Source organism: Terrabacter terrigena, from assembly GCF_042676085.1.
Classification (GTDB): Bacteria; Actinomycetota; Actinomycetes; order Actinomycetales; family Dermatophilaceae; genus Terrabacter; species Terrabacter terrigena.
The window spans coordinates 107,206-119,824 of sequence record NZ_JBHTKH010000007.1 but is presented as its reverse complement, the minus strand read 5'-3'; the positions used below and the strand labels follow the sequence as shown (position 1 = coordinate 119,824).

General features: G+C 72.2%; 5 protein-coding genes. All 5 read right to left on the bottom strand.

Annotated features, from left to right (window positions below):
• Positions 1-27: 27 nt before the first annotated feature.
• The 5 genes from ACFQ2V_RS12430 to ACFQ2V_RS12410 all read right to left on the bottom strand — a co-directional run bounded on the left by ACFQ2V_RS12430 (position 28) and on the right by ACFQ2V_RS12410 (position 12,610).
• Positions 28-1,017 (bottom strand): AAA family ATPase, encoded by a 990-nt coding sequence (locus ACFQ2V_RS12430; protein WP_386053010.1) that lies wholly within the window; start codon positions 1,015-1,017, stop codon positions 28-30.
• A gap of 141 nt (positions 1,018-1,158) precedes the next feature.
• Positions 1,159-7,506: an Ig-like domain-containing protein gene (locus ACFQ2V_RS12425; protein WP_386053009.1), complete on the bottom strand. Its 6,348-nt coding sequence runs from the start codon at positions 7,504-7,506 to the stop codon at positions 1,159-1,161.
• The gene (locus ACFQ2V_RS12420; RefSeq protein ID WP_386053008.1) at positions 7,503-8,318 is read right to left on the bottom strand and encodes a hypothetical protein; all 816 of its coding nucleotides are present in this window, start codon (positions 8,316-8,318) and stop codon (positions 7,503-7,505) included. Before ACFQ2V_RS12420 ends, ACFQ2V_RS12425 begins: the two co-directional genes overlap by 4 nt.
• Before the next feature lie 169 nt (positions 8,319-8,487).
• Positions 8,488-10,203, bottom strand: coding sequence for a serine/threonine-protein kinase (locus ACFQ2V_RS12415; protein ID WP_386053007.1), 1,716 nt, complete (start codon positions 10,201-10,203; stop codon positions 8,488-8,490).
• A gap of 55 nt (positions 10,204-10,258) precedes the next feature.
• Positions 10,259-12,610: an FHA domain-containing protein gene (locus ACFQ2V_RS12410; protein ID WP_386053006.1), complete on the bottom strand. Its 2,352-nt coding sequence runs from the start codon at positions 12,608-12,610 to the stop codon at positions 10,259-10,261.
• Between the last annotated feature and the right edge of the window lie 9 nt (positions 12,611-12,619).

Below are 12,619 nucleotides of genomic sequence, written 5' to 3'. Positions count from 1 at the left end.
GCCCGCGGATGCGGACGCGGGTCGCGGTCAGGAGGCGCGCTCGGCCGGCGGCGCGATGTCGCCGAGGATCTGGTCGACGACCGCCTCGACGGTCGTGCCGGCGAACTGGGCCTCGGCATTGAGCAGCAGGCGATGGCTGAGCACCGGCTCGGCGAGCAGCTTGATGTCGTCGGGGATGACGTGCGTGCGCCCCTGGCTCGCGGCCCACGTCTTCGCGCAGCGCACGTAGGCGAGGCAGCCCCGGACCGAGAGGCCGAGCTTGAGCGAGGGGTGGCGGCGCGACTCCTCGGCGATGCGGCTGACGTAGCCGAGGATCGCCGGGTCGACGTGCACCTCGTCGGCGAGCTTGCTCATCTCGACGATGACGTTGCTCGCGATCAGCGGGCTGAGCGTCTTGGCGCGGTCACGCGTCTTCGCGTCGGCGAGGACCGCGATCGTCGCCTCGTGGTCGGGGTAGCCCACGCTCGCCTTCATGAGGAAGCGGTCGAGCTGCGCCTCGGGCAGGCGGTAGGTGCCGGCCTGCTCGATGGGGTTCTGCGTCGCGATCACCATGAACGGCTCGCCGACCGAGTGCGGCTTGCCGTCGATGGTGACGCGGCCCTCCTCCATGACCTCGAGCAGCGCCGACTGCGTCTTCGGCGAGGCGCGGTTGATCTCGTCGGCGAGCACGATCGTCGCGAAGATCGGCCCGGGGTGGAACTCGAAGGCCTGCTTCGTCGGCTCGTAGATCGTCACGCCGGTGACGTCGGACGGCAGCAGGTCGGGCGTGAACTGGATGCGGCTGTGCGTGCCCTGCACCGTGGCCGACAGCGCCCGGGCCAGCTGCGTCTTGCCGGTGCCGGGGAAGTCCTCGAGGAGCATGTGGCCCTCGGAGAGCAGGCAGGTGAGCGCGAGGCGCGTCACGTGCTGCTTGCCGAGGACGGCCTTCTCGATGTTGCCCACGAGCTGGTCGAACGTGTGGGCGAACCACGTCACCTGCTCCTGGGTGACGCGGGTGGTTGTCGGGGTGGCCGTCATGGCTGTCGTTCTCCTGTCGGTTCTTGCGAAAGGCTTGGGTATGCCGTGTGGCTCGTCGGTCGGTGGTTCGTCGATCGGTGGTTCGTCGGTCGGTCGCTGGTCTTGCGTCGGGGTGGAGCGGCTGAGCGGAGGAGCCGGCCCTTACCCCCAGGGGTTTCGGCTGGCCGAGTCGGACCCGTTGGACCCCGTGCATCGCACGCTCACCCAGCCGGACGGGAACCCGAAGAACTTGCCGGAGGTGTTGGCACCGTTGACCGGGTTGTGGCGCCCGGCGATGCCGTCGTCGCGCGTGCTCCAGGCACCGCTGCTGCTGTCGAGGCTGCAGACGATGTTGCCCTGGTAGTTCGCGAGGTTGTAGCCGACGAAGTTGCAGTTGGTGCCGCACTGCGTGCCGTCGGGCTTGGGGCAGTTGCTCGGGCCACAGGGGCCCGCCTTGTAGACGGAGTTCACCTTCGGCTGCGGCGGCGGCGGGGCCGCGTTGGTGGTGCCCGACCCCCGCGACGTCGGTCCGTCACCGGACCGGTCGGCATACGGGGTGACGCTGATGCTGATCGTCGTGGAGTAGCCGAGCCCCGAGACGGTGCACGACGTCTGGTTCGGGCCCAGGTTGGCCCCGCAGCCGCTGCCGCCGTTCGAGCGGCTCACCCGGTAGCCGCCGATGGGGTTGCCGTTGTTCGCCGGCTTGTTCCAGCTGAAGGTGATGCTGTTGTCGTCGTGGGTCTGGCTGATGCCGCCGACGCCCTGGGTGGGGCCGTAGGGGTGGACCCGGATCGCGTTCGACATCGGCGAGCAGTAGCCGGCCGAGTTGCACGCCCGGATCGCGATGGTGCGGGAGGTCGGGTCGACCGGCCTCGTGGTGCCTGCCGACGGGCAGGAGCTGCCCGAGCACGGGAACGAGCCCGTGACGCCGTCGGTCGTCCAGTGGATGCGGTCGTAGCCCCCGGCGTGCGGGCTGCCGACGCGGAAGGTGATGTCGATCGTCTTGTCGGCGCGCGGCGTGGTGGCCGTGAGCAGCGTCGGGGTGTCCGGGTAGCCGTTGGCCGTGTAGCTCGAGAAGTTGGCCTTGTCGGACGTCGCCGGGCCGCCGTTCGTCGCGGTGACGACGTACTGCACGGTCTGGCCCTCGTAGGGCACGGTGTCGCTCGCGACCCGCGACTCGCCGCCCGAGCGGGTCGCGATGAGGTTCCACGCCCCGCCCCCGGTGCGGCGGTAGACGTCGTACCTCGTGATCGGGGGGCCGTTGGGGTCGGTCGCCGACCAGGAGATCGACACCTGGGCGTTCGTCTCGCCGGGCACCGGGGTGCGCGGGCTCAGGCTCGGGGCGGGCACGGCCGCCGGCTTGCCGAACGACTGGGCCTTGACGTCGGGTCCGAAGGGACCCCAGCCGGCTTCGTTGTAGGCCTGGACCCGCACGTTGTACGCGTCGTTGTTGACGAGGCCGCTGATGACCTTCGTCAGGCCGGGGGCCGGCACCTCGGCAGAGCCCGTCGCGCCGGCGTTGCCGCCGATGTTGACCCACTGGACGCGGTACTTGAGCACCGGGCTGCCCTCGTTGGGCGGCTCGGACCAGCGCACCGTCAGCTTGCGGTCGCCCGGCGTGATGCTGCTGACCGCGGTCGCCTTGGGCTTGGTGTCGGGCCGCACCGTGTTGCTGCGCGGGCTCTGGTCGGACCAGCCCACCGGGTTCTTGCTGCGCACCGTGAAGGAGTAGTCCTGGCCGTTGGTCAGGCCCTTGATGGTGCAGGGCGCCGCGGGGCAGGGCGTCGTGCCGCCACCGGGACCGATGGCCGTGACCTCGTAGCCCTGGATGGGCAGACCACCGTCGTAGGCCGGCGGACGCCAGTCGACCCGGGCGCTGCTGCCGAGGATGCGGTCGGCGACGGCGACGGGGGCAGCCGTCGGGTCGGGCTTGCTGCGCACGCTCACGGCCACCTCGCCGGTGACCGCGGGGCGGCCCGGGGCGTCGGTGACGCTGACGGAGACGCGCGCGTCGCCGCGCCCCTTGTCGGAGGCCGCCACCGTGAGCCGGCACCCGCTCTGCGTCGCGCTGACGCCGGTGCCGGAGAGCACCCGTGACGACTGGATCGCACACTGCGGTGCGCCGAGGGGGCTGTCGAGGTACTGGGCCATGTTGACCGTGCGGCTGGTGCCGGCGATGAGACCCTCGATACGCACCGGGCGCAGCGTCGCGATCGGGGGCGAGCTGACGACGCGCACCTTGATCTTGAACGACTCGGCGCCGCCCTTGGCCTTGACCGTGACCGAGCCGGTTGCGCCCGCCTGGGCCGCCGGCTGCGCCTTGAGCACGACCTGGCGGCCGCCGGCGCCGGACTGGTTGAGGTCGACGCGGTCGATCGCGGGGTCCCACGTGGCCTCGTACTGCACGTTGCCCTGGTCCATGCCGGTGGGCAGCCACGCGTGGCAGAGGCGCGGGATGTCGAAGCTGCGCGCGGGGCCGTCGGCGACCAGCCGCACCTCGTGGTCGGGGCAGCGCAGCACCGGCACGTCCGGCCCGATCTGGACCGGGATCGTGACGTACGCCTCCTGCGCCGTCTTGTCGGACGGCCCGGTCGCGTTGGTCACCTCGAGCATGAGGGCGGCCGGTCCCACGTAGCCGTTGGTCGACGTCAGCTTGAGCTCGGTGCCGGACGTGACGGAGAACTGGAGGTTCTCCTCGGGCGACGTCGAGACGGTGTCGGGCGAGGTGAGGCTCACCTTGCCGCCGCGCGGGTCGGAGACGTAGTCGCCGAGGAGCACGTCGACCGTCGAGTCGGCGCCCATCTTCACGACCTTGCCGTCGACGGCATACGGGGAGCCGTTGCTGCCGGCCGGCACGTAGATCAGCGCCATCGCCGTCGCGCCGTCGGCATCCTCGATGAAGTACGGGACGACGCGGGCCTGGGCGCGCAGCTGGATGCGCAGCTTGCGTCCCTCGCGCGTCACGCCGTCGCCGATGAACTTGGAGATCTTGAGGCTCGACTGCTCGCCGTCGAGGTCGCGGTCGTTGGCGAGGGCGTCGACGACGATCGAGGTCTCACCCTGCTTGGCGATGCCGGTGTCGTCGACGGCGACGGGCGGGTTGTTGAAGTCCTTCTGGCCGCGCACCGTCAGCGTCGACTTCGAAGGGTCGAACAGGCCGTTGGTGATGCCGTAGGTCAGCACCTTCGCCGGGCCGTCCTCGGGCGCGACCACCTTGAAGGAGTCGTCCTTCTGCTTCTGGAAGTCCTTGAGCACGTCGGGCTCGTTGAGAGTCGCGAGGTCGACGAACGACACCGAGTCACCGGCGGCGATGAGGTCGTTGGACAGCACGTCGGCGTGGACGGTGCGTCCGGGCGCGGCCACGACGTCGTCCTCGACGGCGACCGGCGGCTGCGGGTCGCCGGGCTGCACGACGCCGACCCGGACGAACCCCTCGCTGGACAGGCCGAACCGGTCGCGGATCTGGTAGCGGATCACCTCGGTGCCGGAGCTGCGCGGGTAGGCCTCGTAGCGGATGGTCGCCGCCCCGAACCCGAGCACGCGGCCGAGCTTCAGGTCGACGGCCTTGCCGTCCTCGCCGACGATGCCGCTGACGAAGGTCAGGTCGCCGTCGGGGTCGACGCCGCTCGTCGGCACCGTGATCGACAGCGTGTCGCCCGCGGTGACGGTGGCCGAGAAGCTGCGCGCCGACGGCGGCTGGTCGGGCAGCTTCACGGCGTCGGGCAGCGGGTTGACCGTGACGTTGACGCGGCCGGTCACTCCGCGCGCCCGCAGGCCCTCGGGGTAGGTGACGTACTCGAGGATGGCCGACTTGGGGCCCGTCATGGCCCCCTGCTCGGGGACGTAGCGCACGACGGTGCCTGAGGCGAACGCCTGGCCGCCGCCGGAGAGCACCTTGACGCCGGCCGGCTCGAGCTTGAGCGGGATGCCCTCGCTCATCGAGTCGTTGTCGAGCACCGGGATCGTCACCGCGTCACCGACGCGGACGGTCGCGACGTCGTCGACGACGGTCGGGAGCACCTTGTCCTCGGGCTCGGGCTTCTGGGTGACGCTCAGCTGCCCGACGGCCGTCTTGGTGCCGTCGCTGATCGTGTAGGTGACCTTGCCGTGCCGGGCGGCGTCGCCGTCGAGCGGCGCGGTGGCCTCGACGCGGACCCAGCGGCCCTGCACCACCGAGACGCGTAGCCACGCATCTCCGGTGACGACGCGCTGGACGACGAGGACGTCGCTGCGCGGGCTGTAGTCGTTGGAGAGGACGTCGGCGATGACCGGCGTCTGGCCGCGCAGCACCGCGGCGTCGGGCGAGGCCACGGGCGGCAGGTCGACCGAGGGGTTGGGTGCGATGTCGACCCGGATGCGACCGACGCTGACGCCGGAACCGACCTGGGCGGCATACGTGATCGTCGAGGTGCCGGGGGTCTGCCCGGTGACCGTGAGCACGTTGGTGTCGAGGTTGGTGTCGAGCTTGAGCTGGCCCGGGCCCTTGACCGCCTGCGCGAGACGCATCCGCGCCTGCGGGTCGGTCGGGTCGGCGCCCGCGATGTCGTTGCCGAGGGGTTGCAGCTGCACCGGCTTGCCGACCACGGCACGCAGCACGTCGGGCTGCGTCTTCGGCGCGACCGCCTTCGAGTCGGCCTCGCTCAGCACGTCGAGCGTGACGTTCGACTTCTGGCTGGCGCCCCGGCCGTCGTCGACGACGTACTCGACGAGCTGGTCGCCCTTGGCCGCCTGAGCCTTGATGGTCAGGGCGCCTGAGCCGTCGACGCCGGTGGTCGTCGGGTCGACGGCCGAGACCTGGATCGGGTCGTTCTCGGCGTCACGCCAGTCGGCGACGACTCCGACCCGCACCGAGCCGCTCGCGACGACGGGGTACTTCGCGAGGGCGAGCTTGGCCTGGCCCGTGCGCAGCCTCGGCGGCGTGTTGACGTCGGGGCCGACGACGCGGACGGTGACCTTCGCCGTGGCGCGGCCGTTCTTGGCCGTGGTGCCGTTGTTGACGGTGTAGTCGAACGAGAACGTGCCCTGGGCCTCCTCGGGCACGGTGACCTGGACGGTCTGGCCGTCGGCCGCGGCGCTCGTGGTGATGCCCTGGGTCGCGGGCTGGGTGACGTCGCCGGGCGCGATGGCGAGGATCGAGCCCTGTGAGTCGGAGTCGTTGTCGAGCACGTGAAGCGTCGACGTGCGGCCGGGGCGCACCTGCAGGTTGTCGGGCTGCGCCTTCGGCGGCGTACGGCTCACCTCGTCGTCGACGAGGTTCTCGTCCTTCTTCTTGTTCTGGTCGTCGGTCTGCGGCGGGGGGATGACCGAGTTCCAGTTGTCGATCTTGACGCGGTTGCGGTCGATGTCCCAGACGTCGCCGGAGTCGAGGTCGTTGAGCACGATGAGTCCGCGGTTGGTGCGCAGCTTCACGCCGTCGGTGCGCACGCCCTTCTTCATCGCGCCGAGGTCGACGGTGGCAGCGTCGGTGGGCGAGCCGCAGTTGCGGCCGTAGTAGACGTCGGACGCCCCGGCCCAGGCGGCGTGGACGCAGCTCGCGAGACGCACCGGGGCCGAGAGGAACAGTCTGGTCCCGGGGCCCGCCTGCGACAGCTTGATGCCACCGACCGTGGGGCTGTCACCGGTGAGCGGCACCTGCGTCAGACCCGACTCGTCCTCGACGAGGACGGTGTTCGCGTCGGGTCCGGGCTGCTGGAGGGCCGCGTATGCCGGGTTGCCCGGCTCGACGTTGCCGACCGACAGCTGCTGGGGCTCGGGCAGCACGTCGGAGTAGAGCTTGCCGGAGGCGGAGTCCCAGACGACCCAGTGGCTGCCGACGGCCGTGACCTGGGCGGACTTGGAGGTGAAGCCGAGCGACGTCGTGGCCGGCTTGCCGAGACCGTCGCCCTCGGGGCGCAGGGCGGTGATCGTGCCCTTCTCGGCCGAGAGGGCGTAGACGGCGCCGTCGACACCGACGGCGACGGCGGCATTTCCGCCGACCTTGGCGAGCGGCTTGGCCTGGGTCTGGAGGGCGTCGAGGCCGGAGATGCCCGACCGGTTGTCGACGCGCTGGGCGCGCAGCTCGCCGTTGGCCGGGTCGATCATCGCGATCGAGCCGCCGCGCACGTCGACGAGCGGAGCAGCGAAGACCCGGTTGCCCGTCGCGGTGCTGGCCTTGGGCAGCAGGATCGACTGCTCCGCCGCGAGCGTGCCCTCGGAGGGGTTGATCGGGACGATCTGGTTGGTGGCCCGCGAGTAGCCGACGATGGCCGCACCGTCCTGGAAGACGTCGAGACCCGACCCGCTGGTGCCGTCGGAGAGCACGCCGGCGTCGAGCTGTCCGGCCGCCTTGTTGATGCGGCCGTAGCGGGCCTGCTCGGCGTTGGTCACCCAGATGCCGCCGTCGTTGAGGTCGGCCTTGCGGACGATCTCGCCGTCGCTGCGCGTCGCGAGCCAGACGAGCAGGCTCGCGACGAGCGCGACGACGACGGTGGAGATGATCCCGATCCGTCGCTTGCTGGCGGCGGTGCTCATGCGGTCCCCTGTTCGGTCGCGACCAGACGGCCGAACCTGTTCTCTTCGGTGCGTGGTGTGTGGTCCGGTGCGGTGCCGCCCCGCTCGTCGCGACGGTCGTCGACGAGGGCGAGGTCGTCCTCGGTGACGAGCTTGGTCGAGAGGGCGTGCTCGACGAGGCGGGCCTTGCGGTTGGTCGCGAGCTTGCCCACGCCGCCGTGCAGGCCGCGGGTGCCGGCGTCGGCCAGCTTCTGGCAGACGTTGTCGAGCTTGCGGTTGAAGCGGGTGATGGTCCAGCCGAGGCGCTCTGCCGCCGCAGCGGATGAGGGTATCTGGCTCGTGCCCGCCTCACGCCTGCGGAGGAACGGCTCGCACAGGGCGACGATGAGCAGCTTCTGGTCGGGCGTCAGCGAGACACGGCCGACGGTGGCCGCGCCCACCTCGTCGTCGGACGCGCCGGTGGGCCCGTCGGTGAGCGCGTCGGCCGTGACGGACTTGAACGCCGGGCTGGCCACGTGGATCTCGAAGTCGTAGGTGGTGGGGCCGGCCGTGAACCAGACGATGAGCTTGCGCATCGCGAGCGGGATCTTGGCGCCGGGGTTGAGCCAGGCCTGGAAGAGGCCCTGCTCGTCGGCGACGGTGGCCGTGAGCGTCGAGCCGGTGTTGCTCAGCCACCAGAAGCCGTTGTCGAAGGAGACGACGAGGAACGTGCGGTGCAGGTAGGGGTTGTCGTCGACCTCGACGTCGCCGGTGCGTCCGATGGTGAGACCGGTCTCGGGGGACACCGAGTACTCCTCGCCGCAGAACACGACGCTCACCTTGCTGTGGATCACGATCAGGTCCCCTGTCCCCTGTCGGTGCGCACGCCCGCCGGCACTCGTGGTCAAACGATGTCCGGCCGTGCGACGTTACGGAAGTCTGTGGTGGTTTGCCGGTGTCTGGGTCGAGGTTGCCGTTTCGCCCGACGAGTGTCCACCCGCCCACGTACTCACGGGTGGACGCTCACCTCGCGGTCTCGCACTGGGGCTGGGCGCCCGGCGACGCCTGCCCGGACCGGACGACGACGACCGTCGCGCACACCTTCGTGCCCTTGGGCGCCTTGACCGTGTAGCGCGGCGCCGTGAGCGAGACGGTCCTGGCCCGCGCCGGGTTCCCTGCGTCGGAGGCCGTCGGGCCGTAGGAAACGCGGTACGTGTCCTTCGTGGACCGGTTGGGATAGGTCCACGTGAACGTCACCCTGCCGGCCTGGCTGTTCGCCTCGACGACGGGCTGGTCGAAGACACCGTCGCCGATGGCGCTGTCGTCGCCTGGCATCGAGACGGTCGCGCTCGGCGTCGGGGTGGTGACGGGGTCGTCCGCACCCGGGCGCACCACGAGGAAGACCACGAGGCCGAGCAGCAGCACGAGGCCCACGACCAGGCCCCACAGGACCACGGGCATCGCCGGGCCTGGGGCGGGGGAAGGTGCGGGGGCCGGATCTGCTTGTGTGCCAATGGTGCTCGCGGCACGGCGGACGGTGGCTTCGTCGGAGGTGTCGGAGCCCAGCGGCGCGGTCGGGCTCGAGACCAGGTCGGTGACGGCGGCCGCCCGCACCGGCGCAGCGGCTGACGTACGCGTGGGGCTCGGCATCGGGGCCGGCGACCAGCGCTGACCGCCGGCGTCGGAGCGGCGGCGGGTCTCATCGTCGAGCACCGACGGCGCGGGCGACGGTGGGGGTGTCGGGGCAGCCGGCTGGGCGACGACGGTCTGCGGCGCCTTGATGCGGGTGCGGTCGTCCTCGTCGCCGCCGCGCCCCGTGGGCGAGCCCTGGGTCTGGCTGACGAGGGTCGTGTGACCCTGCTCGTCGAGGACGACGATCGGCGTGCGTGCGAGCCGCTGCTGCTGCTCGACCGCCTGGAGGGCGCGGGCGAGCTCGAGCGCGGACGCTGGGCGGTGCGCGGGGTCCTTCGCCATCGCCTGCGCCAGCAGGCGCTCGAGACCGGCCGGCACGTCCTGGCGACCCGTGCGCGGCGGCGCGGTACTGCGGATGCGCGGCATCAACGCGTACGCGGAGTTGTCGCCCCCGGGGACCTCGAAGGGCGAACGCCCGACGAGCAGCTGCCACAGGGTCGCCGCGAGCGAGTAGACGTCGGAGCGCTCGTCGCCGTTGCTCTGGCCGTAGAGGACCTCCGGCGGGGCCCAGGGCACGGAGACGCCGACGTCGTCGGTGGCCTCGGCCTCGACGTCGCCCTCGCGGGCGCCGCGCCCGGCGATGCCGAAGTCGGTCAGGCCCGGGGCGCCGTAGGCGCTGATGAGCACGTTGGCCGGCTTGATGTCGCGGTGGGTGATGTGGGCCCGGTGGGCCGTCTCGACCGCGCTCGAGAGCTGGATGCCGGTGCGCAGGACGTCCTCGACCGAGAACCGCTCTGCCCGCGCCCGCATGGCGAGGTTGGGCGGGGGGTAGTACTTCATCACCAGGTAGGGGCGGCCGTCGTCGGACGTGCCGGACCGGAAGACCTGGACGATGTAGGGGTGGTCGCCGAGGGCGGCCATGGTGTCGGCCTCCTCGACGAACTGCTGCCGCAGCGCGTCGGTCAGGCCCTCGGACTTGAGCACCTTGACGGCCACCGGCATCCTGGGACTCTGCTGCTCGTAGAGGAAGACGTCGGCGTAGCCGCCCGAGCCGAGTGGCTGCACGAAGACGAGGCCCGGGATCTTGGGAGGTGCCCCCTTCTTCACGACGCACCTCCCCCGGGGAGCCGGCTCCGGCCTGTCGACGGTGGGGTAGGCGTGGTCACGGCGCCGCCTCGAACGTGAAGGAGACCTCGTCGGCCATGGAGACGAGCGAACCCGGCTCGAGGACCTGCTGGTCGTTGGCGCGCAGCCGGACGGGCGTCTCGCCGGGCAGGCACACGGTGGTGCCGTTCGTCGTGCCGAGGTCGCGCACGAGGACGTGCCAGCCCTCGAGGATGACCTCGACGTGGTTGCGCGAGACGTCGCGCTCGGGGCTCGGGACCTTGACCACGTGGGGCCTGTCGTGGGCCGCGAGGCCCTCACCGAGCTTCGGGGCCCGGCCGAGCAGGACGCTGCGGTCGAGCGTCACGACGTCACCGGTCGACAGGCGCAGCACGCCCAGCGGCGGCCGCGGCATGGTGAACGGCTCCTGCGGCGGGATGCTCGCACCGCAGACCCGGCACCGGTCGCTGTGCGGTGGCGTCGGGTGGCCGGCTGAGCAGAGCACGGCGAGCACGCTCGGACCCGAGAAGGCCTGGTTCCGCGCCGCGTTGCGGGCCTCGAGCAGGGCGCTGCGGTCGACGGTCAGCTCGGTCTCGTCGTCGTCTGCTGCGGCGTCCTGCGCGTCCACCGTCGCGTGCGACGAGGCGCCGACGGGCGCGGGCACCGTTGCGGGGTAAGGGTTTGCGCTCGTGAACGGGCTGGCTGCGAGGGGGACGTCGAAGGACGGCTCGGCTGCAGCCGGACCGGGGACCGGGCTCGAGGGACCGGGCGGCGGCGTCGACGGCTGGGACGGCTGCGACGGCTGGGACGGCGGTGTCGTCGCGATCGGCACGGTCGGCGGGGTGCGCAGCACGGGCGTCGCGTGCGGAGCAGCCCAGTGGTCGGGCTGGCTCGCCTCGGGCCGGCTCGCCTGGTCGTGGCGCACGGCGGGCGGGGGCCCGGTCGAGATCAGCGGTGTGGCCTGTGGGGCGCGTGCACCGGGGGGTGGCGTGTTGAGAGGCGGCAGCAGGCTCGGGGCGGTCGGCGGCGTGTGCCTGCCGGAGAACGTCGGCACCTCGGGCTCGGTCGCCGGCGCCGGCGACCGGGTGGCCCACGGCACCGACGAGATGAGGCCGCCATCGGCGACCTCGGGTGCCGACGGGAGGGGCTGCTCGGGCACCTCGGGCGCCGGCGCGGCGTTCGTGACCGCGGCGTCCGAGGTGTCGGCGACGGCCGGGACCGAGAGCACCTCGTCGTCGTCGTGGGCGCCGTCGTCGTCGGCGGGCTGCGTCAGCTGGGCGAGGACCTTGCGGTGCTCGTCCGCCGCGGTCGTGTGTCCGAAGAGGTAGTCGTAGCTCGGCGCTGCAACCTCGTCGGCAGCCTCACCACCGCTCACGCCCTGGGCGCCCGCGGCCGACCCGGCGGAGGTCGCCGGAGCAGGCCGCGCGGCCGGAGCCGGTGTGACTCGAGGCCCGGGCGACGCCTGGTTCGCCGACGGGTCGGCTTCCGGCACGGGACGCGCGGCCCAGGTCGAGTCGACGTCGCGCGGGGGCGACAGCGGCAGGTCGCTCACGACCGGCACCTCGGGCGGTGCTGCCCGCACGGGGGGCTCGGGCGTCGAGGGCGCGGGTGCGGCGGCGCGCACTGGCACGGCCGGTGCCACGGAGCCCCACGACGGCAGGACGGGCTCGGCTGTCGCGGAAGGTGATTCGGTCGTCGCGGGAGGAGGCGCCGCTGTCGGCGCCGACGTCTCGTCACGACGCGCCCAGCTGCGGGCCCAGGAGGAGGATCCCGAACCGGACGCTGCGTCAGCGCCTTCCGTGGTCGACGAAGCGCCGAAGGTCGGGATCGCGGGTGCCGGAGCGGGTGCCGGACCTGCCGTCGCCGTCGGTGCGTCCGTCGCAGGCGGAGCGTCCACGGGGGCCTCGGGCCCCTCGGGTGCGACGGGTGTCGGTGGCACGGGTTCCCGCGCCACCTCGGGCGAGGCCGCGGTCGTCGAAACCGCCTCTGGCGTGGGCTCGCTCGCGACGGCCGGTGCATCTTCTGACACGTGTCCGCCCTCGGCAGGACCCACCGGGACTCCCGAGACGAGGTGCTGGGGAGGAACGGGCAGCGAGCGCTCGGACTCGTCGAGCACCCGCAGCACGACCCGCTCGGGGTGCTCGGGCAGCTCGAGGTCGGTCCACACCCTCGCGCTGGGGGCGCGCACCTCGTGCTCGCTGCCGTCGGCGAGCGTCACGAGCGCCGAGACGGGGCCGAACGCGACGATGCGCGTGCGGGGCAGCCAGTGCACACCGACGAAGTGGTGCGCCTTGCGCATGCCACCGGACGTGAGCACCTCGACGACGTCGTCGAGGTCTCCGCCGTCGGCGGCGTCGCTCGCAGCGAGCGTGCGCTCGTCGTCCTCGTCGAGCCCGATGAGCAGGTGCATACCGGGGCC

Bases quoted from the DNA above. Each gene is read 5' to 3' on its own strand.
- ACFQ2V_RS12425 (WP_386053009.1), bottom strand. From the start codon at position 7,506: ATGAGCACCGCCGCCAGCAAGCGACGGATCGGGATCATCTCCACCGTC.
- ACFQ2V_RS12430 (WP_386053010.1), bottom strand. From the start codon at position 1,017: ATGACGGCCACCCCGACAACCACCCGCGTCACCCAGGAGCAGGTGACG.
- ACFQ2V_RS12410 (WP_386053006.1), bottom strand. From the start codon at position 12,610: ATGCACCTGCTCATCGGGCTCGACGAGGACGACGAGCGCACGCTCGCT.